The sequence below is a fragment of the Pseudomonas hefeiensis genome, assembly GCF_030687835.1.
GTDB lineage: Bacteria > Pseudomonadota > Gammaproteobacteria > Pseudomonadales > Pseudomonadaceae > Aquipseudomonas > Aquipseudomonas hefeiensis.
The window spans coordinates 839,101-865,905 of record NZ_CP117449.1 but is presented as its reverse complement, the minus strand read 5'-3'; the positions used below and the strand labels follow the sequence as shown (position 1 = coordinate 865,905).

21 protein-coding genes and 1 pseudogene are annotated in these 26,805 nt (G+C 60.5%); 15 read left to right on the top strand and 7 right to left on the bottom strand.

The genetic code is table 11. The annotated features are described in order from the left end of the window. Window positions 1–212: 212 nt before the first annotated feature. Window positions 213–1,421, top strand: coding sequence for an NHL repeat-containing protein (locus PSH57_RS03675; protein ID WP_305387886.1), 1,209 nt, complete (start codon window positions 213–215; stop codon window positions 1,419–1,421). Window positions 1,422–1,518: 97 nt separating this feature from the next. Here PSH57_RS03675 and PSH57_RS03670 read toward each other — a convergent pair whose 3' ends face one another. Then, on the bottom strand, window positions 1,519–3,168 hold the full coding sequence (locus PSH57_RS03670; RefSeq protein ID WP_305387885.1) for an acyl-CoA dehydrogenase family protein: 1,650 nt from the start codon (window positions 3,166–3,168) through the stop codon (window positions 1,519–1,521). A 74-nt stretch (window positions 3,169–3,242) separates the two neighbouring features. Further along, a complete protein-coding gene (locus PSH57_RS03665) occupies window positions 3,243–5,627 on the bottom strand; it encodes a hybrid sensor histidine kinase/response regulator (protein ID WP_305387883.1) in 2,385 nt (794 codons plus the stop codon). Window positions 5,628–5,939: 312 nt separating this feature from the next. Between PSH57_RS03665 and PSH57_RS03660 the strand changes: the two genes are divergently transcribed. From PSH57_RS03660 to PSH57_RS03645, 4 genes are all read left to right on the top strand, one after another. After that, window positions 5,940–6,737 carry a hydroxymethylpyrimidine/phosphomethylpyrimidine kinase gene (locus PSH57_RS03660; protein WP_076383510.1) on the top strand — a complete coding sequence of 266 codons (798 nt, stop codon included), beginning with the start codon at window positions 5,940–5,942 and terminating at the stop codon, window positions 6,735–6,737. 16 nt (window positions 6,738–6,753) lie between these two features. Then, window positions 6,754–7,380: a thiamine phosphate synthase gene (gene thiE, locus PSH57_RS03655; protein WP_305387881.1), complete on the top strand. Its 627-nt coding sequence runs from the start codon at window positions 6,754–6,756 to the stop codon at window positions 7,378–7,380. 24 nt (window positions 7,381–7,404) lie between these two features. Then, the gene (gene hemL / locus PSH57_RS03650; protein ID WP_305387880.1) at window positions 7,405–8,688 is read left to right on the top strand and encodes a glutamate-1-semialdehyde 2,1-aminomutase; all 1,284 of its coding nucleotides are present in this window, start codon (window positions 7,405–7,407) and stop codon (window positions 8,686–8,688) included. Between the two features lie 218 nt (window positions 8,689–8,906). Continuing rightward, window positions 8,907–9,461 carry a tetratricopeptide repeat protein gene (locus PSH57_RS03645; RefSeq protein WP_305387878.1) on the top strand — a complete coding sequence of 185 codons (555 nt, stop codon included), beginning with the start codon at window positions 8,907–8,909 and terminating at the stop codon, window positions 9,459–9,461. Between the two features lie 172 nt (window positions 9,462–9,633). On the opposite strand, the gene PSH57_RS03640 is transcribed toward PSH57_RS03645, so the two are convergent. Then, entirely contained in the window at window positions 9,634–9,963 is a 330-nt protein-coding gene (locus PSH57_RS03640) for a DUF1820 family protein (RefSeq protein ID WP_003185742.1), read from the bottom strand. Window positions 9,964–10,096: 133 nt separating this feature from the next. Between PSH57_RS03640 and miaB the strand changes: the two genes are divergently transcribed. The 5 genes from miaB to lnt all read left to right on the top strand — a co-directional run bounded on the left by miaB (window position 10,097) and on the right by lnt (window position 15,524). After that, window positions 10,097–11,425: a tRNA (N6-isopentenyl adenosine(37)-C2)-methylthiotransferase MiaB gene (gene miaB, locus PSH57_RS03635; RefSeq protein WP_305387876.1), complete on the top strand. Its 1,329-nt coding sequence runs from the start codon at window positions 10,097–10,099 to the stop codon at window positions 11,423–11,425. Window positions 11,426–11,631: 206 nt separating this feature from the next. Beyond that, a complete protein-coding gene (locus PSH57_RS03630; RefSeq protein ID WP_305387874.1) occupies window positions 11,632–12,642 on the top strand; it encodes a PhoH family protein in 1,011 nt (336 codons plus the stop codon). Beyond that, the gene (ybeY, locus tag PSH57_RS03625; protein ID WP_305387873.1) at window positions 12,635–13,093 is read left to right on the top strand and encodes an rRNA maturation RNase YbeY; all 459 of its coding nucleotides are present in this window, start codon (window positions 12,635–12,637) and stop codon (window positions 13,091–13,093) included. The genes PSH57_RS03630 and ybeY overlap by 8 nt, the downstream gene beginning before the upstream one ends. A gap of 40 nt (window positions 13,094–13,133) precedes the next feature. Beyond that, window positions 13,134–13,973, top strand: a complete 840-nt coding sequence (locus tag PSH57_RS03620; RefSeq protein WP_025215634.1) for an HlyC/CorC family transporter — start codon at window positions 13,134–13,136, stop codon at window positions 13,971–13,973. Between the two features lie 27 nt (window positions 13,974–14,000). After that, a complete protein-coding gene (gene lnt / locus PSH57_RS03615) occupies window positions 14,001–15,524 on the top strand; it encodes an apolipoprotein N-acyltransferase (protein WP_305387872.1) in 1,524 nt (507 codons plus the stop codon). Window positions 15,525–15,674: 150 nt separating this feature from the next. Here the strand turns inward: lnt and PSH57_RS03610 are convergent, their stop codons facing one another. Both PSH57_RS03610 and PSH57_RS03605 read right to left on the bottom strand, forming a co-directional pair. Further along, the gene (locus tag PSH57_RS03610) at window positions 15,675–16,436 is read right to left on the bottom strand and encodes a YdcF family protein (protein WP_305387870.1); all 762 of its coding nucleotides are present in this window, start codon (window positions 16,434–16,436) and stop codon (window positions 15,675–15,677) included. Window positions 16,437–16,539: 103 nt separating this feature from the next. Beyond that, window positions 16,540–16,860 (bottom strand): hypothetical protein, encoded by a 321-nt coding sequence (locus PSH57_RS03605; RefSeq protein WP_047229504.1) that lies wholly within the window; start codon window positions 16,858–16,860, stop codon window positions 16,540–16,542. A gap of 293 nt (window positions 16,861–17,153) precedes the next feature. Between PSH57_RS03605 and leuS the strand changes: the two genes are divergently transcribed. From leuS to PSH57_RS03580, 5 genes are all read left to right on the top strand, one after another. Then, window positions 17,154–19,760: a leucine--tRNA ligase gene (gene leuS, locus PSH57_RS03600; RefSeq protein ID WP_305387869.1), complete on the top strand. Its 2,607-nt coding sequence runs from the start codon at window positions 17,154–17,156 to the stop codon at window positions 19,758–19,760. Between the two features lie 88 nt (window positions 19,761–19,848). Beyond that, on the top strand, window positions 19,849–20,454 hold the full coding sequence (locus tag PSH57_RS03595; RefSeq protein WP_305387868.1) for an LPS-assembly lipoprotein LptE: 606 nt from the start codon (window positions 19,849–19,851) through the stop codon (window positions 20,452–20,454). A 39-nt stretch (window positions 20,455–20,493) separates the two neighbouring features. Continuing rightward, entirely contained in the window at window positions 20,494–21,531 is a 1,038-nt protein-coding gene (gene holA, locus PSH57_RS03590) for a DNA polymerase III subunit delta (protein WP_305387867.1), read from the top strand. A gap of 255 nt (window positions 21,532–21,786) precedes the next feature. Next, window positions 21,787–21,951, top strand: coding sequence for an alternative ribosome rescue factor ArfA (gene arfA, locus PSH57_RS03585; RefSeq protein ID WP_047229500.1), 165 nt, complete (start codon window positions 21,787–21,789; stop codon window positions 21,949–21,951). Window positions 21,952–22,024: 73 nt separating this feature from the next. Next, a complete protein-coding gene (locus tag PSH57_RS03580; protein ID WP_305387865.1) occupies window positions 22,025–23,347 on the top strand; it encodes a lytic murein transglycosylase in 1,323 nt (440 codons plus the stop codon). A 121-nt stretch (window positions 23,348–23,468) separates the two neighbouring features. Here PSH57_RS03580 and PSH57_RS03575 read toward each other — a convergent pair whose 3' ends face one another. Beyond that, window positions 23,469–24,413, bottom strand: coding sequence for a S66 peptidase family protein (locus tag PSH57_RS03575; protein ID WP_305387864.1), 945 nt, complete (start codon window positions 24,411–24,413; stop codon window positions 23,469–23,471). Window positions 24,414–25,189: 776 nt separating this feature from the next. Continuing rightward, a pseudogene (locus PSH57_RS03570) lies at window positions 25,190–26,741 on the bottom strand (IS3 family transposase). Window positions 26,742–26,805: the final 64 nt, after the last annotated feature.

The window sequence follows — 26,805 nt, the reverse complement described above, 5'->3', positions numbered from 1 at the left end:
CATCACTTTCGAGAATTAAATCGAGAACAACTCGCCGCCATTGTATGGCGCTATCGACGCCACGCTCATAATAGCTGTCATTCTTGACAGTATACAGACCGGTAATTTATGTGAATTCTGTTCTTGTGAATGCTGCCATTCATTAAGACGTTTCGAATTTCAGTGGATCGCGTTGTAAAGGCCCCTCTACCAAGCAACCAAGGTCTATTCCAATGAACATATCAAACAATCAAAGCACCGCGCCGGGTAGTTTTGATAACAGCTTCGGAACTCAAGGTGTTGTTCGAATTCAACTTCCGTCCGGGCCATTTCAGGGTACATCCAGGCTACTGCCGGATGGAAAAATACTTTCAATTTCGGTGACCGAGCAATTGGACACCCTGGCTATTGTGAAACACACGCCGGAGGGCGTTCTAGACACCACGTTTGGCAGTGGGGGTGTGGTTTATACTCGGCTTCCAATAAACGACTATTTGACACTCCTGAACTTTTTAGTACTAGAAAACGGAAAAATTGTTGTAGTTGGAGGCCTTGGTGATGGGTTCTCCTATTTTTTCAAGGGGGCGCTGTTCGCTCGCCTGCTTCCCGATGGCCGCCTGGATCTTATGTTTGGCACCGGTGGCGTCACTTCCTTCAACACAGAGCTCGCGGATCGTCATAGAACGGGAATAGCCGCTAGGGACGATGGAAGCATTTTTGTAGCAACGGAAACCAGAGATACTGGAGCCGGGCGTGACGGCGTGATTTTTGGCCTCGATGCAGCGGGCAAGCCGGATGAGACTTTCGGCAACAACGGCGTGGTGTACTCAATGCCGGGCGCCAGCTTTCAATCCATCGCCTTACAGGCAGACAAGGTATTGGTCAGCGGCATATACCAAAAAGGCGGGCTCATTGCCCGCTATACCAACCAGGGCGAGCCTGACTTGAGTTACGGCGGCTTCAATCACGGATTTGTCTTGATTGATGGCACGGGAGGCGCTCATGTAGAACTCATTCACCTGGCACAGCAGCCCGACGGAAAGACCTTGGCTGCAGGATATATTTTCAAAGGAAATATGGGCAACCTGCTGGGGACGTTACCTCTTCTGTCACGCGTTAACGCAGACGGCACTCAAGACGATACGTTTAACGGCGGAAACGCCCTGGAAATATTCGTAACCGACGAATCAGACTACGGATGGCAAGCCTTGCATACAACGGCACAACTTGACGAAAAACTTATAGTACTGTGCCAAAAATCCAGCAAAACCGCCTTACTAAGATATATGAAGGATGGCTCTCCGGACGCCAACTTCATCCCCCCTGAACTCCAACTAATGGAGTACAGGCCAAGTCCTGTCATCCAGATACAACCTGACGCGAAAATATTGGTTTCTGGCTCGAACAACGGCATGGGCGCCATTGTCCGCCTGCTAGGTTAATCAAAACCAATCACGGTGAAGAGGGAGTTATCAGCCTCCCTCGTCACGTCAAGGTTCAAACTACAGCCCTATGCAGTAGATCGGGATAATCGGGCTGTCAGAACCCCTGCGGGGTCGAACGCCCCACTATCGCCTCCACATCAACCCCACGGGGCAATGTGCCGTAGACCCGCCCTCCTCCCGCCAATCGACTGGCAATAAAACCATCGCTGACCTCGCTGTTCCCCGCTTCGAGCAACAGCTTGGCCTGCAGGCCCACGGCGATGTCTTCGGTCAATTGCCGGGCGCGGTACTGGATGTCGTCGGTGTCCTTGAACGCGGCGTGCAATTGGTGGATGTGGCCAGCCAGGCGCTTGTCGCCGTGGCCATCACCCAATTCGCTGAACAATACCTCCAGCATGCCCGGCTCCTTGGACAAGGCGCGCAGCACATCCAGGCACTGCACATTGCCGGAGCCTTCCCAGGTCGAGTTCACCGGTGCTTCACGGTACAGGCGCGGCAGGATGCTGTCTTCGACGTAACCGGCGCCGCCCATGCATTCGGCGGCTTCGTTGATCATCGCCGGGGCGCGTTTGCAGATCCAGTATTTGCCCACCGCCGTCACCAGCCGCGCGAACTTGGCCTCGTGTTCGTCACTCAAGTGGTCCAGCGCCCGGCCCATGCGCAAACTCAGCGCCAGGGCGGCTTCGCTTTCCAGCGCCAGGTCGGCCAATACGTTTTGCATCAACGGTTGCTCACTCAACAGCTTGCCGCCAACCCGCCGATGCGCGCAGTGATGGCTGGCCTGGGTCAAGGCCTGGCGCATCAGAGCACTGGAACCGACCATGCAATCGAAGCGAGTCATAGCGACCATCTCAATGATCGTCGGCACGCCTCGCCCTTCTTCACCGACCATCCAGGCCAGCGCACCACGGAATTCGACTTCGCTGGAAGCGTTGGAACAGTTGCCCAGCTTGTTCTTCAGCCGCTGGATATAGAACTGATTTCGCGTGTCGTCCGGGCGATGGCGCGGCAGCAGGAAGCAGCTCAGGCCCTTGTCGGTCTGGGCCAGGGTCAGGAAGGCATCGCACATCGGCGCCGAACAGAACCACTTGTGGCCCACCAGTTCATAGGCCTGGCCGGGACCGTTGGCGCCCACCGGATAAGCCTTGGTGGTGTTGGCCCGCACGTCGGTGCCGCCCTGCTTTTCAGTCATCGCCATGCCGAGGGTGACGCCGGCCTTGTGGGCCATGCCGACGTTACGCGGGTCGTACTCGGTGGCGAGCGCTTTGGGCACCCAATGCTCGGCCAGGTCCGGTTGCAAGCGCAACGCCGGGACGCTGGCGAAGGTCATGGTCAGCGGACAACCGGTGCCGGCTTCAGCCTGACTGTGCAGATAAGTCATCGAGGCCCGGGCGACGTGGGCGCCGGGTTGCGGGTGAGCCCATGGCAGGCTGGGCAGGCCATGCTCGACAGCGGTGCGCATCAACTGGTGGTAAGCGGGATGAAATTCCACCAGGTCGATGCGATGACCATAGCGGTCGTGGCTGGAAAACACTGGTTTGTTCTGGTTCGCCAGAAACCCCGCCTCCATCAGCGGCCCGCCGGCCAGTTCGCCATACGCATCGATCCGCCCTTGCGCCCAGCCCGCACCGAAACGCTGCGACCACTGTTGCAGCGGCAGGTCGATGCGATAGAGATTGGCGCCATCCAGGGACGGTGGCTGATTGGTGACGTCGTGAGTTTCGGCGAACTGGTGCAGGTTCATGACAGGGCTCCTTGGTCGGCCAGCAGAGGTTCAGTTAAGCACCGCCCCAAGGCCGAACAAAGTGTCATACCCGCCTAAATATCGGCGCTTTCACCCTGTTTTGGACAAAGCACCCGCCGTTGCAGAATCGTGCGCAACACTTCGAATTTCACCGGTTTGCTCAGGTAATCGGTCAATGCTCCCGACGTGCAGCGCTCGTGATTCGGATTGGGACTGATCACAAACACCGGCAGGTCCTCGCAGCCAGCGAGCGTACGGATCTGACAGCAGACCGACACGCCATCCAGCGGTGGTGACTGGCAATCGAGCAGCACCGCGTCAACATTCTCGCCCTGCAGCATATCCAGTGCTGCGCGGCCGCTGTCGGCGGTACGCACCCGGTAACCGAGCTTGAGCAACATGCCGCGCATCACCAGCAGATCAATGCTGTTGTCGTCAGCCAGCAACACCGTGCAATCCTGGGGCAATCGCGCGCTTTCTCGCGGGCTGAATGAGGTTGGCGCGGGAACCTCCACAGGGAATGCCATTTCCACCTCGACATCCAACTGGAAGCGGCTGCCGCGACCGGGTTCGGAGGTGTGGGTCAGGCGTCCGCCCAGTAATTCCACCAGTTGTCGGCAGATCGCCAGCCCCACACCGAGGCCGCCGTATTCCCGGGTCATCGAGCCGTCAAGCTGGAAGAAGCGCTGGTACAAGCTCGCCTCCCCAAGGTCAGTGAAACCGATACCGGTGTCGATCACGGCAAAGGACAGCGCCAGCCGATCGAGCCCCGACGGCCTGCCACTGACACGCAGCGCCAGGCCCCCAGTGCGGGTGAACTTGACGGCGTTGTCCAGCAGGCATTCCAGGCATTGGGCCAGCTTGCCGCTGTCAGCGATCAGCCGGTCCGTCAGGCCGGGTGCCACGTCGACCTTGAAATCCAGGTTCTTGACCGCTGCATTGGCACCGAACTGCACCTGCAAGGCGTCGACCATCGCGCGCAGGCTGAACGGTGCCGGGTAGACCTTGAGCTTGCCGGCCTGCAACTCGGTAAGGGTGAGGATGCCGTTGACCATGCGCATCATGTCCCGCGCAGAACCTGCGGCGGTCTGTTGATACTGGGTCAACTCCTCGTTCATTTCGACGGTTTCCATCAACTCCAGCGAACCGATCACGCCATTCATCGGCGTACGCAGCTCATGGGTCAACGTAGCGAGGAATTCATCCTTGAGTTTGTTGCTGTGGGCCAGTTGCTGGTTGAGCACTTCAAGTTTCTGCCCGGCGTCGAACAGGGTCTGGGCCTGTTGCTCGCGCATGGCATTGATGCGATCGGCCAGGGCCAGGGACAACAGCGCCACTTCGATGGCCGAGCCGATCTGGCTGGCGTACATGGTCAGGAACACGTTCGGCAGATAACCTAGGACCATCATCGTGTTGACGACGCCCCCCAGCAGGAACGCCGACCAGGCGATGATGAAATAACGCGCCACCCGCAGGCCGCGCCACCAGGCGAACAGCCCGGCGGCGAAGATCACCACGGTAAACACCAGCGCCAATGCCGTCGCCAGGCGCAGGGCCAGCGCGTAACTGGTCATCAGCGACAGGCCCACCACTACCGCGCTGTAGACGATCAGCGCCAGCAGCAGCCGGTCAAGCCAACGACTGTGTTGCGCGGTTTGCAGGAAGCTGCGCGCAAACTGGCTGCCGAACAGGCCCGCACAACCAATGAAAAATGGCGTCGCGGCATTGGCCCACCAGGGATTGTCCGGCCAGAAATACTCAACGGCCGCCCCGTTGACCGACAACTGATACAAGCCGAACGAAGCGATATATACGATGTAATAAAGGTAGCTGGTGTCGCGCACGCTCAGATAGATGAACAGGTTGTAGACCAGCATCCCCAGCAGTACGCCATAGATGATGCCCAATACGTACAAGCGCACAGGCTGTTGCTCGAGATAGGCCGTGCTCGACCACAACGTCAGCGGCGCCTGGATCGAACCTTGGCTTTGCAGGCGCAGGTACACGGACTGACGTTGCCCGGGTTTGAAGTCCAGGCTGAACAGGTAGTTGTTCTGGCGAATTTCACGGCTGGCGAACGGCAAGGCATCGCCGGTCTGGCGAACCAGGCGATACGCCCCGGCGCTATCAGGCAGATACAAGTCCAGATGGTCCAGCGGTGGATAGGCCAGTTCCAGCAACCAGGTGCGCTGGGCGTCCGGATTGCCGGGACGGTAGTTCAGGTCTATTTTCAGCCAGAATGCCGAGCGCGAATAACCGGCGTTCAGCGTGGCTTTGTCATGGGATTTGAAGTGACCCGCCGCAGCCTCTGCCAGGACATCGTCGATGGTGGCCGTACCGTTGGTGTCTTCGAACACCTGCAGGGCATGACCCAAGGGCAGGCTTTGGGTGAACTCATCGAACTCGAGGGCGCTTGCCAAAGGGGGCAAGCACAGCAGCAACATCAGCAAATAGCGCATTTAAGCCCCAGCGTGGCCTGTCCGGTTGAATCAGGAAGCCCCCCATTCCCTGAGTAGACGTAAAACCGGCATTACCTGTTATTGGTTGGATCCACTTCTAGCATAGCCGTTGATGGCCAATTTGCACCATTGAAATTTTTCCTACAGAGGGCTCTAGAACGGGCGTTCCAGCGCCAGGCATTGAGATAGAGCTGTTGCTTTGGTCAGATTGAAATATAACCCTGGAACCAGACCTAGTCTGTGGCGAGGGGATTTATCCCCTCGCCACAGGTGTGCGCCTCTCCGAGGGGTTTGGTGGTAAGCTCGCGCACCATGAATATCTACAGCTCTCGCCCCGTTGTCCTCTGTCTCTCCGGCCACGACCCCAGTGGTGGCGCCGGTTTGCAGGCAGATATCGAAGCCCTGCTCGCCCAGGGTTGTCATGCCGCTCCGGCCGTTACCGCGTTGACCGTGCAAGACACGGTGAACGTGAGTGATTTCCGCGTGCTCGATCGGGAGTGGGTGCTGGCACAAGCCAATGCCGTGCTCAACGATTCGCAGGTAGCGGCGGTCAAGCTGGGGATGCTTGGCTCACTGGAAATGGTCGACACGGTGGTCGAACTGCTTCAGGCGCACCCGCACTTGCCCATGGTCTGCGATCCAGTGCTGCGTGCCGGTGGCGGCGGACGATTGGGCAAGGATGAAGTCGGCTACGCCATGCGCGAACGCCTGCTGCCCTTGGCAATCATCGCCACCCCCAACCTGCCTGAAGCACGCATCCTCGCCGAACTGCCCGAGGGCAGCGCCGATGAGTGCGCGGAAAAACTGCTGCCCTTCGTCAAGCACCTGTTGATCACCGGTGGTCACGGCGACGAACATGAAGTCCACAATCGCCTGTACAGCCGCGATGGTCGCCGCGAAACTTTCACCTGCCAGCGCTTGCCCGGCAGCTACCATGGTTCCGGCTGCACCCTGGCCAGCGCCCTGGCCGGACGGCTGGCCCAGGGCGAACACCTCGCCAGCGCGGTCAAGACCGCACTGGATTACACCTGGCGCACCCTGCGCGATGCCGAACAGCTGGGCAAAGGCCAGTTCGTACCGCGTCGCCTGCCGCTGGATTTCTGCTCGTAGCCCCGGAGGCTGTGGAATGAAACTACGTGGCCTTTACGCCATCACCGATAGCCAACTGCTGGCCGGCAAATTTCTCGCTTATGTACAAGCGGCACTGGAAGGTGGCGTCACCCTGCTGCAATACCGCGATAAAAGCAGCGACGAAGCCCGCCGTCTGCGCGAAGCCGAAGCGCTGCGCAATCTGTGCGAGCGCTACAAGACCCGGTTGATCATCAACGACGACGCTGAACTGGCCGCGCGCCTGGGCGTCGGCGTTCACCTGGGCCAGACCGATGGCCCGCTGGCGCCGGTACGGGCGCTGCTGGGGCGCGACGCAATCATCGGCTCCACCTGTCACGCCAGCCTGGAACTGGCCGAACAGGCAGCGAGCGAGGGCGCCAGCTATGTGGCGTTCGGACGCTTCTTCAACTCCAACACCAAGCCCGGCGCACCCAGTGCAAACCTTGAACTGCTCGACCAGGCCCGTATCAAACTGCATATACCGGTGTGCGCCATCGGCGGCATCACGCTGGACAACGCCGCCCCACTGGTCGCTCACGGCGTCGACCTGCTGGCCGTGGTCCACGGCCTGTTCGGCGCCGACAGCCCCCTGGAAGTGACGCGCCGCGCCCGTGCCTTCAACGATCTGTTGCAGATCAAATAATTTTCCGTTTTCGAGAGCCCAACCATGTCCCGTTCCGAAACCCTGTTTGCCAACGCCCAGAAACACATCCCCGGCGGCGTGAACTCCCCCGTTCGTGCGTTCAAGAGTGTCGGCGGCACCCCGCTGTTCTTCAAGCACGCCGAAGGCGCGTACGTGACGGACGAAGATGACAAACGCTATGTGGACTACGTCGGTTCGTGGGGGCCGATGATCCTGGGCCACAGCCATCCAGACGTGCTGGAAGCGGTGCGCAACCAGTTGCAGCACGGTCTGTCCTACGGAGCCCCGACCGCCATGGAAACCGAGATGGCCGATCTGGTCTGCTCGATCGTGCCGTCGATGGAAATGGTGCGCATGGTCAGCTCCGGCACCGAGGCGACCATGAGTGCGATACGCCTGGCGCGGGGCTTCACCGGTCGCGACAGCATCATCAAGTTCGAAGGCTGCTACCACGGTCACTCCGACAGCCTGCTGGTCAAGGCCGGTTCCGGCGCGCTCACCCAAGGCGTACCGAGTTCGGCCGGCGTACCGGCGGCGTTCGCCAAACACACCCTGACCCTGCCCTTCAATGACCTCGAAGAAGTCGAGAAGATGCTCGCCGACGTCGGCCGGGAAGTGGCCTGCATCATCGTCGAGCCGGTGGCCGGCAACATGAACTGCGTACCGCCAGCGCCGGGTTTCCTCGAAGGTCTGCGCAGCTTGTGCGACCAGCACGGCGTGGTGCTGATTTTCGACGAAGTGATGACCGGTTTCCGCGTGGCCCTCGGCGGCGCCCAGGCCCATTACGGCGTAACACCGGACCTGAGCACCTTCGGCAAGATCATCGGCGGCGGCATGCCGGTCGGCTGCTTCGGCGGCAAGCGCGCCATCATGGAATGCATCGCGCCACTGGGGCCGGTCTACCAGGCCGGCACACTGTCGGGCAACCCGCTGGCGATGGCCGCCGGCCTGACCACCCTGCGCCTGATCAGCCGCCCGGGCTTTCACGCCGAGCTGACCGACTACACCACTCGTCTGCTCGACGGTTTGCAGATTCGTGCCGACGCGGCGGGCATTCCGTTCGTGACCACCCAGGCCGGTGGCATGTTCGGCCTGTACTTCAGTGGCGCCGATGACATCGTGACGTTCGAAGATGTGATGGCCAGCGACGCTGACCGCTTCAAGCGCTTCTTCCACCTGATGCTCGACGCTGGCGTGTACCTGGCACCGAGCGCGTTCGAAGCCGGCTTCACCTCCATCGCCCATGGCGAGGCCGAACTGAAGATCACCCTTGACGCTGCCGAGCGGGCCTTCGCCGCGTTGAAATAAGCCTGTGGATAACTGACGCTGGCTGACGCTGGCGTCAGTGATTGACGACAACTTCTTCCCCCTTTTCCTACGTATTGACCCCCGAAGTAGCCGTTGGCGCACCCTCGCAGCAGAAAAACGAGTAAAGACTTTGTAAGGATGGCCCTGCTTATTTCATAATGCGCGCTTATTGGATCCCCCGGAGGGTCCGCGTGCCCCTCAGAGGTAAGTCGATTCCCATGAACCGCACCGGCCGCACCCTTGCCCTGGGCTGCCTGTTGCTCCTTCCGCCGCTGCTGGCGAACGCACAAGCAGGCGGTAACTCGTTGTTGATCCCGGCGATGGGCCGTTGCACGCTCAACACCCAGCCACAAGATCTCGCACCGGCACTCGACGCCTGTCAAAAAGCGGCGGACGCGGGCGATGCACAAGCGCAATACGAGCTGGGCGAGTTCTACTACAACGGCAAGGCTGCGCCGCGCGACCTCAAGCTGGCTCTCAGCTACTTCGAGAAAGCCTCACTGCAAGGCCATGCCCAGGCGCAATACAAGCTGGGCGGCATGTTCTTCCATGGCGAAGGCGTGCAGGCCAATAATGTGCAGGCCTACATTGTCTTGAAGATGGCAGCGGTCAATGGCGCCGAAGAAGCCCTGGACACCGCCGACGAAGTCGCCGAACAGATGCCTCGCGATGAATTGGAGGTCGCGACCCAGGTGCTGGGGCAGATCTTCCGCAAATACCTGATGGAATTGCAGAACGCCGACGGGCGCACGCCTTTCTCACCACTGCCCTGAATCCACCGCAGGCCCCTGTGGCGAGGGGATTTATCCCCGCTGGGCAGCGAAGCGGCCCGAAAGCAGTCAACTCAATCTCTAATACCGAGGTGTCAGGTTTTAGGGCCGCTTCGCGCCCCAGCGGGGATAAATCCCCTCGCCACAAAGGACTGCGCTCAACTTATCGACAGGTTTACTTCTCAGGCATCGGCATCGGAAACGGCATGACATTGCCGACCGCGCCGCGGGCTTCGCTGATTTTCGGCGTGCCCAGGCGCTCGACCTCGTCGATGCGCACGATCGAATGCATCGGCACGAAGCTGCGTACCACGCCTTCGAACTGCGCCTTGAGCTTTTCTTCGCTCGGATCGACGACCACTTGCGTGCGCTCGCCAAAGACGAATTCTTCGACTTCCAGGAAGCCCCACAGATCACTTTGATAGATCTGCTTGGCGTACATTTCGAACACCTGGCCCTGGTTGAGGAAAATCACCTTGTAGATTGGAGCTTCACGTTTGGTCATGGCTGGCGAAACACATCGGCGGGTAAAAATTAGGGCGCGAACTATAGCATAGCCACTGCTCGCACAGCGGTAGGAACCCGGTGACTTGTTCCCTATAATGCGCGGTTCTTTGAATCACGTGATGACTCCGTCCATGGCCAAGAAGCTTTACATCGAAACCCACGGTTGCCAGATGAACGAGTACGACAGCTCGCGCATGGTCGATCTGCTGGGTGAACACCAGGCCCTGGAAGTCACTGCCCGCGCCGAAGACGCCGACGTGATCCTGCTCAACACCTGTTCAATCCGTGAGCGCGCCCAGGACCGGGTGTACTCCCAGCTCGGCCGCTGGCGTGAGCTGAAACTGGCCAACCCGGAAATGGTCATCGCCGTGGGCGGTTGCGTGGCCAGCCAGGAAGGCGCCGCCATTCGTGACCGCGCGCCCTACGTCGACGTGGTCTTCGGCCCGCAGACCCTGCACCGCCTGCCGGAGATGATCGACGCCGCGCGCAGCACCAAACTGCCGCAGGTGGACGTTTCGTTCCCGGAAATCGAAAAATTCGACCACCTGCCCGAACCCCGCATCGACGGCCCGAGCGCCTATGTGTCGGTGATGGAAGGTTGCAGCAAGTACTGCACGTTCTGCGTGGTGCCCTATACCCGTGGTGAAGAAGTCAGCCGGCCGTTCGACGACGTGATCGCCGAGATCATCCACCTGGCGGAAAACGGCGTGCGCGAAGTGACGCTGCTGGGGCAGAACGTCAACGGTTATCGCGGACTGACCCATGACGGGCGCCTGGCAGACCTCGCCGAGCTGATCCGCGTGGTGGCGGCCGTGGAGGGCATCGACCGTATCCGCTACACCACGTCGCACCCGCTGGAATTCTCCGACAGCCTGATCCAGGCCCACGCCGAGGTTCCCGAGCTGGTCAAGCATCTGCACCTGCCGGTGCAATCGGGCTCGGACCGGATCCTGGCGGCCATGAAGCGCAACCACACGGCACTGGAGTACAAATCCAAGCTGCGCAAACTGCGGGCGGCAGTGCCGGGGATCTGCATCAGTTCGGACTTTATCGTCGGCTTCCCCGGCGAAACCGAGAAAGATTTCCAGCAGACCATGAAGCTGATCGAAGACGTGGGTTTCGATTTTTCCTATTCTTTCGTCTACAGCCAGCGCCCCGGCACCCCGGCGGCCGACCTGACGGATGAGACCCCCGAAGAACTGAAAAAAGAACGGCTCAACGCCTTGCAACATCGCTTGAACCAGCAAGGTTTCGAGATCAGCCGACAGATGGTCGGCTCCGTCCAGCGGATTCTGGTGACCGATTACTCGAAAAAAGACCCGGGCGAATTGCAAGGACGGACCGAAAACAACCGCATCGTCAACTTCCGCTGCGACACCCCGGCCCTGATCGGCCAGTTCGCCGACGTACACATCGACGCCGCGCAACCGCACTCCCTGCGCGGTTCGCTGATCCAGTAACCCCCGATTTCCTGTGAACACAGAACTTGTGGGAGCAAGGCTTGCCCGCGATACAGGCGCCTCAACTCTTGAGGGACCGAGTGGCATTCATCGCGCTCAAGCCTTGCTCCCACCAGATTGCTCGGTTTATTAAGAGCTTTCGCCCCCAGCCTACTGGCGTTATCCTTGATTTCATCTTAATTGCCCCAGGGCGGCTAAAAACGACCTTGAACGCACCCATCGAACCACATCGTTTCATTCTCGAGCCCTTTGAGGCTCGCCGCTTCGCCAATCTGTGCGGGCAATTCGACGAGCATCTGCGCTTGATCGAACAGCGCCTGGCCATCGAGATCCGCAACCGCGGAAACCAGTTCGAACTGATCGGCGAACCCAAGCACACCACCTCCGCGGAAAATCTGCTGCGCCGTCTCTATCGGGAAACCAAGGGAAACGAGTTGTCGCCGGACACCGTCCACCTGTTCCTGCAGGAGTCGGCCCTGGAAGAGCTCGATAACCACGCTCCGTCGGAACCTGCCGTGGCCTTGCGCACGAAAAAAGGCATGATTCGCCCTCGCGGCTTGAATCAGCAGCGCTACGTGAAGGAAATCCTGGGCAACGACATCAACTTCGGCATCGGTCCGGCCGGTACCGGCAAGACCTACCTGGCTGTGGCCTGCGCCGTCGATGCGCTGGAGCGCGAACAGGTGCGCCGCATCCTGCTGGTGCGCCCGGCGGTTGAAGCGGGGGAAAAACTCGGCTTCCTGCCTGGGGATCTGGCGCAGAAAATCGACCCGTATTTGCGTCCGCTGTATGACGCGCTGTACGAAATGCTCGGCTTCGAATATGTCGCCAAGCTGATCGAACGCCAGGTCATCGAGGTCGCGCCGCTGGCCTACATGCGCGGTCGTACGCTGAACAACAGCTTCATCATCCTCGACGAAAGCCAGAACACCACCGTCGAGCAGATGAAAATGTTTCTGACTCGGATCGGCTTCGGCTCCACCGCGGTCATCACCGGGGACATCACCCAGGTCGACCTGCCCCGCGGCACCAAATCCGGGCTGAACCATGTGATTCAGGTGCTCAAGGACGTGCCGGGCATCAGTTTCACGCATTTCATGCCCAAGGACGTCGTGCGCCATCCATTGGTGCAGCGCATCGTCGAAGCCTACGAGCGCTTCGAGAATCATCAGGATGAGCTGGCGACCGCAGACAAGGGCAATCGCCACGATGCTTGAACTTGACCTGCAACTGGCCAGCGAACGACCCGCCCCCAGCGAAGCTCAGTTGCGCCAATGGTGCGAGCTGGCCCTGCGCCAGCGCAGCGCCGACTCGGAACTGACCATCCGCCTGGTGGACGAGGCCGAAGGTCGCGAGCTGAACCACACCTGGCGGCAGAAAGACTACGCCACCAATGTGTTGTCGTTCCCCGCCGACGTGCCCGACGAACTTCTCGACATACCGCTGCTGGGCGATCTGGTGATCTGCATCCCGGTGGTGGAGCGCGAAGCTGCCGAACAAGGCAAGACCGCTGAGGCCCACTGGGCCCATCTGGTGATTCACGGCTGCTTGCATCTGCTGGGTTACGACCATATAGAAGATGACGAAGCCCTGGAAATGGAATCACTGGAACGAACGTTGCTTGCAGAGCTGGGTCACCCCGACCCCTACGCCGGCGACGAAGACTGATACATCAACCTGTAACGACAAAGGATTCAGAGTAATCGCTATGAGCGAAGATCGATCGAGCAACGGGCAGAAGTCATGGCTGGGCAAGCTCACCCAGGCTTTTGCCCATGAGCCGAAAAACCGCCAGGAGCTGCTGGAGCTGCTGCGCGATGCACACCAGAACAAACTGCTGGACAGCGAAGCGCTGGCCATCGTCGAAGGCGCCATCCAGGTCGCTGACCTGCAAGTGCGGGACATCATGGTCCCCCGTTCGCAGATGGTCAGCATCAAGGCGACCCAGACACCTCGCGAATTCCTGCCCGCCGTGGTTGATTCCGCTCACTCGCGCTACCCGGTCGTCGGCGAGAGCCATGACGACGTCATGGGCGTGCTGCTGGCCAAGGATCTGCTGCCGCTGATCCTTCAGGAGAACGGCGACAGCTTCAACATCAAAGACTTGCTGCGCCCGGCCACCTTCGTGCCCGAGTCCAAGCGCCTGAACGTGCTGCTGCGTGAATTTCGCGCCAACCACAACCACATGGCCATCGTCATCGACGAATATGGCGGCGTGGCCGGGCTGGTCACCATCGAAGACGTGCTTGAGCAGATCGTCGGCGACATCGAAGACGAGCACGACGTCGAGGAAGACAGCTACATCAAGCCGCTGCCCAGCGGCGACTTCCTGATCAAGGCCCTGACGCCGATCGAGAACTTCAACGAGTTCTTCGACAGCCAATTCTCCGACGATGAGTTCGACACCGTCGGCGGCCTGGTGATGAGTGCTTTCGGGCATCTGCCCAAGCGCAATGAAACCACGGAAATCGGCTCCTGGCGCTTTCGCATCCTGAACGCCGACAGCCGTCGGATTCACTTGCTGCGCCTGTCACCCATTGCCCGATAAACCCTGCGAGACCCGCTAAGGACACACATGCGCTGGATAACCCGCCCCGGCTGGCCCGGTAACCTGCTGGCCATGGCGGCTGGCGCGATCACCACCCTGGCCCTGGCGCCGTTCGACATCTGGCCACTGGCACTGCTGGCGGTCGGGTTGTTCTATGCGGGTCTGCGCGAGCTTTCACCGCGCCAGGCCATCGGCCGTGGCTGGTGCTTCGGTTTCGGCCTGTTTGGCGCCGGCACCAGCTGGATCTACGTCAGCATTCACAACTTCGGCGGCGCCTCGGTGCTGCTCGCCGGTTTTTTGATGCTGCTGTTCATCGCCGCCATTGCCTGGTTTTTCGCCCTGCCCGCCTGGCTCTGGGCGCGGTGGCTACGGCGTAACGAAGCCCCGCTGGCCGACGCCCTGGCCTTCGCCGCCCTGTGGCTGGGCCAGGAAGCCTTTCGCGGCTGGTTCCTCACCGGGTTTCCGTGGCTGTATTCCGGTTACAGCCAACTTGACGGCCCGTTGGCCGGCCTCGCGCCGTTGGGCGGGATGTGGCTGATGTCCTTCACCCTGGCCCTGACCGCCGCGCTGCTGTACAACGCGCCACGGTTGATCCGCACCAGGCGCAAAGGCTTTATCGCAGCGGGCGTGGTCCTGCTGATCGGCCCGTGGGTCGCCGGCATGGCGCTCAAAGGCCATGCCTGGACCAGCCCTTCGGGCGATCCGCTGAGCGTCGCGGCGATCCAGGGCAACATCGAACAAAGCATGAAGTGGGACCCGGAGCAGCTCAACGCGCAACTGGCGTTGTACCGCGACATGAGTTTTGCCTCCAAACGCGTCGACCTGTTGATCTGGCCGGAAACGGCAGTCCCGGTGCTCAAGGAATCGGCCCAGGGCTACCTGGACATGATGGGCACCTTTGCCGCTGAGCGAAATTCGGCGCTGATTACCGGCGTCCCGATTCGCCAACTGGTGCACCAGCAGAAGCGTTATTTCAACGGCATCACCGTGACCGGCGAAGGTGATGGCACTTACCTGAAGCAAAAACTGGTGCCCTTTGGTGAATATGTGCCGTTGCAGGACATCCTGCGTGGCTTGATCGCGTTCTTCGATCTCCCCATGTCCGACTTCGCCCGGGGCCCGGCCGACCAGCCTTTGCTGCAAGCCAAGGGCTACCAGATCGCGCCGTTCATCTGTTATGAAGTGGTCTACCCGGAGTTCGCCGCTGGCCTCTCGGCGCGCAGCGACCTGCTGCTGACCATCAGCAACGACACCTGGTTCGGCACCTCGATCGGCCCGCTGCAACACCTGCAAATGGCGCAGATGCGCGCCCTGGAAGCCGGTCGCTGGATGATCCGCTCCACCAACAACGGCGTCACCGGCCTGATCAACCCCTTCGGCCAGATCACCGCACAGATCCCGCAATTCGAGCGTGGCATCCTGTACGGCGAAGTGGTGCCGATGCACGGGCTGACGCCATACCTGCAATGGCGCTCGTGGCCGCTGATCATCGTGTGTGTGTTGCTGCTGGGCTGGGCCTTGATCGCCAGCCGGATGGCCAAGACGGTTTGATCCCGCGGCGGGCAAACCTCTTGGGGTCAACAAGTTTCCTGTGGGAGCAAGGCTTGCCCGCGATGCAGACGCCCTGTTCCCACGGCAGGACCGCGTCGATTTCATCGCGGGCAAGCCTTGCTCCCACAGAGGTCCCGCCCCTCCAAATACTCAGCGATAGAACAACCTGTACCCCACCTGCCCCACCGCCTCGTTCATCAACTGCCCCGACTGCCAGATCGACTTGAACTCCGGCATCCAGCCGCCCAGCGGGCGGGCATTGTCCTGCCCCAGAAAACCCACCGGTGCAGGCACCACTTCAAACCCCGAGCGCTCGAAACTCCAGACCGCCCGTGGCATGTGCGACGCATGGGTCACCACCACGACTCGTCTGATCCCCTGCGGTATTAAGATTTCGGCGCTCATTCGGGCGTTTTCCCAGGTCGTGCGGCTGCGCCCTTCCTGCCAGCGCACGGTGACACCAAAATCATCGAGCATCGAATCGGCCATCAATTTCGCCTCACTCGGCGGGGAGCCATAGTGCAGGCCGCCGCTGGTCAGCACCGGTAATCCCGACGCCTTGGCCAGTCGCGCCGCATACCGCTGGCGCTCCAGACCGATGCCGGTGGGCTGGTCGGTGCCCCAGGCCAGGTCACCGCGATCACGGCCCGAACCGAGCACCACGATGGCATCGGCACGTTGTGCCAGCGTCCCCCATTCGCTGCGAGGCAGCGGCGGCTCGCGCTCCAGCGCCTTGGCGCTCCATTGCACCACCACGGGCAAACTCATCAGCCAGAAACCGCCCACCCCTGCAATGAAACACAGGCGCGCCAGGCGCGGCCGGGAGTTGCGCCACCACCAGGCAAGCACCAACAGCAGCAAAAGAATGCCGGGCGGCAATAAAAGTTGTTTGATGAAATAGCGAAACGGCATCGGGCATCTCCATAGATGCCCGAAGCCTAGGTGGGTTGACGCAAAGCGACAACAGATTCGAAATAACCTTGAATCAAAAAAAGCGACAAGCGTGAATCCGGCTTTACTTGAACTGCAGTGACCGGACTTTTACAGCATCCCTGGTGGGTGTCCGATCCTTGAGCCATACAACCTTGGCCGAACGGGGCGTATCGAGGCGCTTGAGTAGCTGGGCCCCACTGGTGGGGGCTTGATGCCCGACCTGCTCAAGGTAAGCCTTGACCAGCTCGAACTCCGCGGGGGTCAAGCCACGCAGTTCCAACTCTGCCGGGCGTTCATCGCGCAAGCGACCGGCGGTTCTTGCAGCGTCCAGGGCCACCCCGAGACGATCGATCAGTTTTTCGTACAACTCAGGTGTAGTTACTTTTCGTTGTGATTCAACCATCCCTCACCTCATTGAAGATAAGACTCACTCCCCATTGAGAAGCTTAGCTTCGCTGGGCAAACCGGCAGGGCGCCGCGACCAACGGCCCTGAACAGCGGCGGTCACCGGGTATCGACAATGCCTCGGCACGCAATCAGGGTTTCCCTCGGCAGAGCACGGTCATGTATGCTACGGCGCTTCCTGTAACTCCACTTCCAGCTCGGCTGGGCATCGAAAACGCCGCATCAGGCGTCGTCTGCGTCCAGCATGGCAACGAAGAGGATTGGGCCACCCCATTCAGTACAAAAGTAGCCATGCACGAACACTATCAGCCCCGTGAAATCGAAGCCGCCGCCCAGTCGTTCTGGGACGAGCAAAAGTCCTTTGAAGTCAGTGAACAGCCAGGCAAGGAGACTTACTACTGCCTGTCGATGTTCCCTTACCCCAGCGGCAAGCTACACATGGGGCACGTGCGCAACTACACCATCGGCGATGTGATCTCCCGCTACCAGCGCATGCTAGGCAAGAACGTCCTGCAACCCATGGGTTGGGACGCCTTCGGCATGCCGGCGGAAAACGCCGCGATGAAGAACAACGTGGCCCCCGCCAAGTGGACCTACGAAAACATCGCCTATATGAAGACCCAGCTGCGCAGCCTGGGCCTGGCGGTGGACTGGTCCCGCGAGGTCACCACCTGCAAGCCTGATTACTACCGCTGGGAACAATGGCTGTTCACCCGCCTATTCGAAAAAGGCGTGATCTACCGCAAGAACGGCACGGTGAACTGGGACCCGGTGGACCAGACCGTACTGGCCAACGAGCAGGTGATTGACGGTCGCGGCTGGCGCTCCGGCGCGCTGATCGAAAAGCGCGAAATCCCGATGTACTACTTCAAGATCACCGCCTATGCGGATGAACTGCTGGAGAGTCTCGACGAGCTGACCGGCTGGCCTGAACAGGTCAAGACCATGCAGCGCAACTGGATCGGCAAGTCCCGGGGCATGGAAGTGCAGTTCCCCTACGACGTTGCCTCCATTGGCGAAGCGGGTAGCCTGAAAGTCTTCACCACCCGTCCGGACACCCTGATGGGCGCCACGTATGTCGCCGTGGCCGCCGAGCATCCGCTGGCGACCCTGGCAGCCCACAACAATCCCGAGCTGCAGGCGTTTATTGCCGAATGCAAAGGTGGCAGCGTCGCTGAAGCCGATGTCGCCACTCAAGAGAAGAAAGGCCTGCCGACCTCGCTGTTCGTCGAACACCCGCTCACCGGCGAAAAACTCCCGGTATGGGTCGCCAACTACGTGCTGATGCACTACGGCGACGGCGCCGTAATGGCTGTTCCGGCCCACGACGAACGCGATTTCGAGTTCGCCCACAAGTACAACCTGCCGATCAAGGCCGTGGTGCGTACCAGCGCCGGTGACCAGACCCCGGCGCCATGGCAGGACGCTTATGGCGAGCACGGCGAACTGATCAACTCCGGCGAGTTCGACGGCCTGGACTTCCCCGGCGCGTTCGATGCCATTGAAGTGGCTCTGATCAAGAAAAACCTCGGCGCCTCCCGCACCCAGTTCCGCCTGCGGGACTGGGGCATCAGCCGCCAGCGCTACTGGGGCTGCCCGATTCCGATCGTGCACTGCGATACTTGCGGTGACGTACCGGTACCGGAAGATCAACTGCCCGTGGTCCTGCCCGAAGACGTGGTACCCGACGGCGCCGGCTCGCCCTTGGCGCGCATGCCCGAATTCTACGAGTGCAGTTGCCCGAAATGCGGCGCGCCGGCCAGGCGTGAAACCGACACCATGGACACGTTCGTCGAGTCCTCGTGGTACTACGCCCGCTACGCCTCGCCGCACTATGAAGGCGGCCTGGTGGAAAAATCCGCGGCTGACCACTGGTTGCCGGTGGATCAGTATATCGGCGGCATCGAACACGCCATTCTCCACCTGCTCTACGCGCGCTTCTTCCACAAGCTGATGCGTGACGAAGGCCTGGTGAGCTCCAACGAGCCGTTCAAGAACCTGCTGACCCAAGGCATGGTGATCGCCGAGACTTACTATCGTCGCGAAGCCAACGGTGCCTACACCTGGTACAACCCGACCGACGTCGAACTCGAACGCGACAGCAAAGCCAAGGTCATCAGCGCCAAACTGATCGCTGACGGCCTGCCGGTGGAAATCGGCGGCACCGAGAAGATGGCCAAATCGAAGAACAACGGCGTCGACCCACAGTCGATGATCGACCAGTTCGGCGCCGACACCTGCCGCCTGTTCATGATGTTCGCCTCGCCACCCGACATGAGCGCGGAATGGTCCGACTCCGGCGTCGAGGGTTCGCACCGCTTCCTCAAACGCGTCTGGCGCCTGGCTCAAGCCCACGTCACTCAGGGTCTGCCGGGCAAACTGGACGTCGCCGGCCTGAACGACGAGCAGAAAGCCATTCGCCGTTCGATCCACCTGGCGATCAAGCAGGCCAGCCATGACGTCGGCCAGAACCACAAATTCAACACCGCCATCGCCCAGGTGATGACGCTGATGAATGTTCTGGAAAAAGCCGCGCAAGGCACCGAACAGGATCGCGCACTGGTTCACGAAGGCCTGGAAGCCGTGACGCTGCTGCTGGCTCCGATCACGCCGCACATCAGCCACGAGCTGTGGAACCGCCTGGGTCACGCTGACCCGGTGATTGATGCCGGCTGGCCGGTGGTGGACGAATCCGCGCTGGTGCAGGACAGCCTGACCCTGGTCATCCAGGTCAACGGCAAGCTGCGCGGCCAGATCGAAATGCCGGCCGCCGCCACTCGCGAAGAAGTCGAAGCCGCCGCACGGGCCAATGAAAACGTGTTGCGCTTCGTCGATGGCCTGACGATCCGCAAAGTGATCGTCGTGCCCGGCAAACTGGTCAACATCGTCGCAAGCTAATTGGATCGGGCGCCGGCTTGGGCCGGGCGCCGAATATAACCTGCGGGGCCGCACTGTCGAGCCATAGGGTTTCAAGGGGAGCAACAAGATGATCAAACGTAATCTGCTGGTAATGGGCCTGGCGGTCCTGTTGAGCGCCTGCGGCTTCCAACTGCGCGGCACCGGCACCACCGAACTGGCCATCACGGAGCTGGACCTCAGCGCCCGGGACGCTTATGGCGATACCGTGAAGATGCTGCGCGACACGCTGGAGAACAGCGGCGTGAAGGTCTACAACGGCGCTCCGTACAAACTGGTGCTGACCAGCGAACAGCAAAGCCAGCGCAGCTTGAGTTATGCCGGTGCCGGCCGTTCGGCCGAGTACGAACTCAACAACGTCCTGAACTATGAGATCCGCGGCCAGAACAACCTGGTGCTGCTGGACGACAAACTGCAAGTGCAGAAGGTCTACCTGCACGATGGCAATAACATCACCGGCTCCGACCAGGAATCGAGTGAAGTGCGTGGCGAAATGCGTCGTGACCTCGTGCAACGCATGATGCTGCGCCTGCAACAACTGACCCCGGCCCAACTGGACCAGTTGCAGCAGACCGCCGACGCCCGCGCCAAGGCAGAAGCCGACGCACTGGAAGCAGCACGCAAGGCTGAGGCGGAAACCCCGCAACAGTCGCCAATGCAAATCCCGTCTGAATAAGCCTTGCGGGGCGCTCCGGCGCCCCGCTCGCCTTCTCTTATGAAGCTCGCTCCCGCCCAACTCGGCAAACACCTGCAAGGCGCCCTCGCGCCGGTCTACATCATCAGTGGTGATGATCCGCTGCTGTGTCAGGAAGCCGCCGACGCCATCCGCTCTGCCGCTCGTCAGCAAGGCTTCGACGAACGCCAGGTGTTCGCCGCCGACGCCAGTTTTGACTGGGGCACGCTGTTGCAGGCCGGGGCGAGCATGTCGCTGTTCGCGGAAAAACGCCTGCTGGAACTGCGCTTGCCGTCTGGCAAACCCGGAGACAAAGGCGCCGCCGCGCTGATCGAATATTGCTCACGTCCGGCCGAGGACACGGTGCTGCTCATCAGCCTGCCAAAACTCGATGGCAGTGCGCAGAAAACCAAATGGGGCAAGGCCCTGGTCGAGGGTCAGCAGACCCAGTTCGTACAGATCTGGCCGGTGGACGTCAGCCAGTTGCCCAGCTGGATCCGCCAGCGCCTGTCCCAGGCCGGCCTCTCGGCCAGCCAGGATGCAGTGGAACTGATCGCTGCCCGGGTCGAAGGCAACCTGCTGGCCGCCGCTCAGGAAATCGAAAAACTCAAGCTGATGGCCGAGGGCGGACAGATCACCGTGGAAACGGTACAGGCCGCCGTGGCCGACAGTGCGCGTTTCGATGTGTTCGGGCTGACCGATGCGATCCTCAACGGTGAAGCCGCCCACGCTCTGCGCATGCTTGAAGGCCTGCGGGGCGAGGGCGTCGAGCCACCGGTGATCCTCTGGGCGCTGGCCCGGGAGTTGCGCCTGCTGGCCAACCTCTCACTGCAATACAGCCAGGGGGTACCGTTGGACAAGGCCTTCAGCCAGGCCCGCCCGCCGGTGTGGGACAAACGCAAGCCACTGATGAGCAAGGCCCTGCAACGCTATTCGGCATCGCGCTGGGCGCAACTGCTGCTCGAAGCCCAGCGTATCGATGCGCAGATCAAGGGCCAAGCCGCCGGTTCACCGTGGATGAGCCTCAGTCGCTTGTCACTGTTGATGGCTGGGCAGCGATTGGCATTGCCTGCCGAGTAAGCACTCACTGAAGACTGTTCTGCTGCGCAGATATCTGTGGGAGCAAGGCTTGCCCGCGATGAAAGCAACGCGGTGCGTCTGAAACCGAGGTGTCTGTATCGCGAGCAAGCTTTGCTCCCACAGAGAGGGGCAATTCCTCTCGCCACAGGTCATGTGTCCGTCTGAATGACACTTTCTGCACAATGCAGGGACTGGACAACCACCCAACGCTGCCCCATGATTTGCCCCGTAAAACCCACCCACGAGAGACCCATCATGAGCAAAAAGCCATCCAAGCATGGCCCCAACAAGGCCAAATCCATCATCGCCCAGCCCCTGTTCCGTAGCCGCCAGGAACGACCCGCCAAGGGCAAAGGCAGCTACCGCCGCGAAGCCTTCCAGTCTGACAACTGGGAGGCTTCTTGCTTTGTGGCGGCTTGAAACACCCGGACCAGCCCTATTCTCCTTTGCGCATGATAAGGTCAGCATCTGATTTGTTTATCTGGACCCGTGCATGCCCTTTTGTCTTTCCCGTCGTTGGCCCTTGCGCCAATTGATTGCAGCCACAAGCGTCGTTCTGCTTGTTGCCTGCGCAGAGAAACCTACCGCCGCCGACGCCCAACCGCTCAAGACCGTCCCTGCCGTGCCTGCTCCGGCCATCGTGCCGCCGGTGGTTCCGACCGGTGACAACCTGGTCATCGCACCCACGCAAACTTTCGCCGAATGGCAAGCCGGTTTTCGCAAGCAAGCCCTGACCGCCGGGATCCGTGCCGACCTGTTTGATCGCGCCTTTATCGGCGTCAGCCCGGACATGAGCGTCATCAAGGCCGACCGCAGCCAGCCGGAATTCAGCCGTCCGGTGTGGGAATACCTCGATGGAGCCCTGTCGCCACTGCGAGTACGCCGGGGCCAGACCCTGGTCCAACAACATGCCGACATCCTGCAAAGCATCGAGCAGCGCTATGGCGTCGATCGCCAGGCGCTGGTGGCGGTATGGGGCATGGAAAGCAATTTCGGTCAGTTCCAGGGCACCAAGTCGGTGATCAATTCCCTGGCGACCCTGGCCTATGAAGGGCGGCGCCCAGGTTTTGCCCATGCGCAACTGATCGCCGCGCTGCAGATCCTGCAGCAGGGCGATATCGCTCCGGAAAAAATGCTCGGTTCCTGGGCCGGCGCCATGGGCCAGACCCAATTCATTCCCACCACGTACAACACCCATGCGGTGGACTTCGATGGTGACGGCCGCCGCGATATCTGGGGCAGCGCCACCGACGCCCTGGCCTCGACCGCGCACTACCTGCAAAGCTCTGGCTGGCAGCGCGGGCAACCGTGGGGCTTCGAGGTACGGCTCAAAGAAGGGTTCGACTACCCGTTGGCCGATGGCGCGATCCGCAAACCCGTCTCCGAATGGCTGCAACTGGGCGTCAGCCTGCCCAACGGCAGCCAGGTCCCAGCCGGCGCCGAACACTTGTCGGCGGCCCTGCTGCTGCCGGCCGGCTATCGCGGGCCGGCCTTCCTGGTGCTCGACAACTTCCGCGCCATCCTCAAGTACAACAACTCCTCGTCGTACGCTTTGGCGGTGAGTCTGCTGTCAGAGCGCTTCGCGGGCGCGGGGCTGATCAGCGGGCAATGGCCAAAGGACGATCTGCCGTTGAGCCGCAGTGAACGTTTCGAACTGCAGACCTTGCTGGGCAAACACAACTTCGACGCAGGCACGCCCGACGGCATCATCGGCGCCAACACCCGCAAGGCAATACGCAGCGCCCAGCAGTCGTTCGGCTGGCCAGCGGATGGGTATCCGACGCACAAGCTGCTGGAAGGGTTGCGTAACCGCTAGATCGCCTTATGGCAACTACCGCTTTCGCGCTCCCACAGTGCGACCGTATTCTTCTGAAGGAACGCGGTCACTCTGTGGGAGCGGGCTTGCTCGCGAAGACTGACTGGCCAACAACACACAATTAGCGGCCGACCACCACGTCCTGCTCCAGCACCAACCTCTTCTCCCCCGCATCCAGCCTCACCAACGCGCCCATGGGCAACGTCAGGTTCGGGTCGCAATGCCCACTGCGCCAACCGGACAACACCGGGATGCCAAACGGCTCGAAGGTCTGCTTGAACAGCTTGTTCAACGCCTCGACGTCCACCCCGGCGATATCCCCCACCAACACACCTCGCAGCTTTGTCAGCGTGCCGGCCAGCCGCAACTGGGTCAGCAGACGGTCGATGCGGTAAAGCGGCTCGTTGATGTCCTCCACCAACAGGATCACGCCTTCGGCATCAATTTCGTAGGGTGTGCCCATGGTCGCGGCAATCATCGACAAGTTGCCCCCCAACAAGCGTCCGCAGGCGATACCGGGTGCCACGGTGGTCAACGGATAAGCCGCAGGATGGCTCAGTACACTGCCGGCCTTCAACTGCCCGCGCAGCAGGCTGAAAAAGGAAGTGACGGTTGGCGGTTCCTTGTCGCCCAGAAGATCGGCGTTGAGCAACGGCCCGTGAAAAGTGACGAACCCTGCATAACGGCTGATGGCCAGGTGCAAAGCGGTGATGTCGCTGTAGCCGACGAAGGGCTTGGCGTTGCGCCGCAACAGGTCGAAATCGATGCGATCCAGCAGGCGTGGAGTGCCGTAGCCACCGCGCAGGCAAATGATCGCTTTTACTTCTGGGTCGGCGAATGCGGCATGCAGGTCGTTGAGGCGTACCTCGTCGCTGCCGGCCAGGTAGCCGTCCTTTTCGTACACACCCGGGAATATACGCAGCTCATGGCCCCGGGCGCGCATCCATTGGATGGCTTTGTCCGTTTCCAGGTTTGCTGGACCGGCGGGGGCGATCACGGCGATCAGGCCTTCGGGCGGGAGGGCTGGGACGGGGTGATGTGGATTTAGGGTGTGAGTGGGTTCCATGAGTCTCCCGATTTTTAGGCATGCTTATGGGTGTATATCCGTTTTTTGCGTAACGGCGGCTGGCGGTTCCGCTCTTACAGCGGGTCACTTTTGGAAGAGCGCCAAAAGTAACCAAAAACGCTTTGCCCCACCACTCGGCACCTCGCTTAGGCTCGGTGTGCCCGAACGAAGGCATTGCTCCGTGGGCTCGCCGCGAAGGGCCATCCATGGCCCAGCGCGGCTATCCCGGCATCCATGCCGGGATGCCCACTGCGCAATACCTGCGTTCGGCCAGCGTGGTTTAACGGGGCGTCCAGATCAAGATCAAGATCCAAAGCAAAGCAAAGCAAAGCAAGAGCTGGGCATGTCCAGCATCTATGTGGCTGAACCACCGCTTTCGCGAGCAAGCCCGCTCCCACACGTGATCTTCAGCAGCCACAAAACTCATGTAAACCGCAGACCCACTGTGGGAGCGAGCCTGCTCGCGATGAGGCCAGCAAAACCAATATCCATGTAACTGAACCACCGCTTTCGCGAGCAGGCTCGCTCCCACACTTGATCTTCAGCAACCACAAAACTCATGTAAACCGCAGACCCACTGTGGGAGCGAGCCTGCTCGCGATGAGGCCAGCAAAGCCAGTATCCATGTAACTGAACCACCGCTTTCGCGAGCAAGCCCGCTCCCACACGTGATCTTCAGCAACCACAAAACTCATGTAAACCGCAGACCCACTGTGGGAGCGAGCCTGCTCGCGAAGACGGCGTTTTTCAAGGTAGTTGTCGCGTACACCGTTTTGTTATGCCACTTTTGCAGTCACAGTAAGCTCTCTTTCAGGGTTCAGATACACCGTCCCTACTGGCCTCCAATTGCGTGTTTCTCCTGACCACCGTCCAGGATTTTTCGCTCTAGCTAATCTGTAAACAGTGTCGCGGCGGGCGAGGACTTCATTGTCCTTACCTTCATGACGCTGGGCCGGGGTGACGAAGCGGATTCTGCTATGGCGATGCACGGTGTTGTACCAGACCATAAAGTCCCGCACCCAGACACGTGCATCATCCAGACTGTCAAACCCGCCCAAGGGCCACTGCGGACAGTATTTCAATGTTCTGAACAACGACTCGGAATAAGGGTTGTCGTTGCTGACGCGAGGTCGCCCTCGCGAAGGCGTAATGCCCAAATCGTACATCTTGGACAGCAGGGTCACCGACTTCATGGGCGCGCCATTATCCGAGTGGAGCACCAACGGCTGCTGCCAACATTTTTCCTGAGTCACACTTCGCTGCAGTAATACCGCCGCTTTTTCTCCGCTTTCTGCTTCGTAGACTTCCAGCCCACGGCTTTGCGGCTGTAGATGTCCTCGATCAAGTAGAGATAGTAAAACTGCCCACGAATCGGCGTGGGCAGATAGGTAATATCCCAGGACCACACCTGATTGGCCGACGTCGCGGCATACGTCGTCGGTGCAGCATGATGCTGTGGTCTCTTGGCTCGCGACCGATGTTGCTGTTGGTCCGCAGCCTTGAGCACCCGATAAAACGTGGCTTCCGAAGCGAGATAGCGCCCTTCATCTGCCAATTGCGGAACGATCTGACTCGGCGGCAGATGAGCATAGGCTTTGCTGTTGCACAGCATCAGGATGCTTTGGCGCTCCAACTCACTGAGCGCATTACAGGGTATTGGCCTGACCGTTGTCGTACGGCCATCGGCGAGGATTTCGGACGGTAAGCTCCAGCGTTGCAGCGTCCTGAGCGAAATACCAACTTCCTGACAAGCAGGCGCCCTACGGGCGCCCGCCGTGATGGCTTCGTTGAGCCAGCCCACGAGTAAATACCGTTCTGGCAACAAGGTCAGTTGTCCCCGTCGTCGCTCCCCCAGTAGGCATTGAGCTTTTTTCGCAGCACCAGCAGGGCTGCGGTTTCAGCGAGAGCGGCATCTTTGCGGCGCAGTTCACGCTCCAGTTGTTGAATGCGTTTCTTGTCTTCGCGCACTTGCGCGGCATCAACTTTTTTAGCTGTAGGCTGATTGGCGCTGTTGGTGATAAACGCGTTGCGCCAAGCGGCAATCTGCTCAGGGAAAATGCCCATGCGGCGGCAATATTCACCCAGTTCCAGTTCCGACAGTGCTGATGTTTCGATGATCGCTGTCAGTTTTGACTCAGCTGACCAGTTCTCTATCGGTTGCTTTTTTTCGGACAATTGAGAGCCTCGGGCAGCAGCCTGTTTGCGCCATTGATAGAGAGAAAAATCGCTACAACCCTCGCGGCGCGCGACCTCTTTTGCGGAGAGGCTAAGGGGCGGAAGCATCATTTTCAGTAGTGCGGCTTTACGTTCAGGTGAATAGAAAGGCATGACCATACTCTTGCCGCCCCCGAAATGCTTTTAGGAATCTGGAGAGGCGACAACTAGCCTGACA

Bases quoted from the DNA above. Each gene is read 5' to 3' on its own strand.
- PSH57_RS03670 (WP_305387885.1), bottom strand. From the start codon at position 3,168: ATGAACCTGCACCAGTTCGCCGAAACTCACGACGTCACCAATCAGCCA.
- arfA (WP_047229500.1), top strand. From the start codon at position 21,787: ATGAGCAAAAAGCCATCCAAGCATGGCCCCAACAAGGCCAAATCCATC.
- PSH57_RS03575 (WP_305387864.1), bottom strand. From the start codon at position 24,413: ATGGAACCCACTCACACCCTAAATCCACATCACCCCGTCCCAGCCCTC.
- hemL (WP_305387880.1), top strand. From the start codon at position 7,405: ATGTCCCGTTCCGAAACCCTGTTTGCCAACGCCCAGAAACACATCCCC.
- holA (WP_305387867.1), top strand. From the start codon at position 20,494: ATGAAGCTCGCTCCCGCCCAACTCGGCAAACACCTGCAAGGCGCCCTC.
- thiE (WP_305387881.1), top strand. From the start codon at position 6,754: ATGAAACTACGTGGCCTTTACGCCATCACCGATAGCCAACTGCTGGCC.
- miaB (WP_305387876.1), top strand. From the start codon at position 10,097: ATGGCCAAGAAGCTTTACATCGAAACCCACGGTTGCCAGATGAACGAG.
- PSH57_RS03660 (WP_076383510.1), top strand. From the start codon at position 5,940: ATGAATATCTACAGCTCTCGCCCCGTTGTCCTCTGTCTCTCCGGCCAC.
- PSH57_RS03675 (WP_305387886.1), top strand. From the start codon at position 213: ATGAACATATCAAACAATCAAAGCACCGCGCCGGGTAGTTTTGATAAC.
- PSH57_RS03580 (WP_305387865.1), top strand. From the start codon at position 22,025: ATGCCCTTTTGTCTTTCCCGTCGTTGGCCCTTGCGCCAATTGATTGCA.
- PSH57_RS03610 (WP_305387870.1), bottom strand. From the start codon at position 16,436: ATGCCGTTTCGCTATTTCATCAAACAACTTTTATTGCCGCCCGGCATT.
- PSH57_RS03645 (WP_305387878.1), top strand. From the start codon at position 8,907: ATGAACCGCACCGGCCGCACCCTTGCCCTGGGCTGCCTGTTGCTCCTT.
- PSH57_RS03620 (WP_025215634.1), top strand. From the start codon at position 13,134: ATGAGCGAAGATCGATCGAGCAACGGGCAGAAGTCATGGCTGGGCAAG.
- PSH57_RS03640 (WP_003185742.1), bottom strand. From the start codon at position 9,963: ATGACCAAACGTGAAGCTCCAATCTACAAGGTGATTTTCCTCAACCAG.
- PSH57_RS03605 (WP_047229504.1), bottom strand. From the start codon at position 16,860: ATGGTTGAATCACAACGAAAAGTAACTACACCTGAGTTGTACGAAAAA.
- leuS (WP_305387869.1), top strand. From the start codon at position 17,154: ATGCACGAACACTATCAGCCCCGTGAAATCGAAGCCGCCGCCCAGTCG.
- PSH57_RS03665 (WP_305387883.1), bottom strand. From the start codon at position 5,627: ATGCGCTATTTGCTGATGTTGCTGCTGTGCTTGCCCCCTTTGGCAAGC.
- lnt (WP_305387872.1), top strand. From the start codon at position 14,001: ATGCGCTGGATAACCCGCCCCGGCTGGCCCGGTAACCTGCTGGCCATG.
- ybeY (WP_305387873.1), top strand. From the start codon at position 12,635: ATGCTTGAACTTGACCTGCAACTGGCCAGCGAACGACCCGCCCCCAGC.
- PSH57_RS03595 (WP_305387868.1), top strand. From the start codon at position 19,849: ATGATCAAACGTAATCTGCTGGTAATGGGCCTGGCGGTCCTGTTGAGC.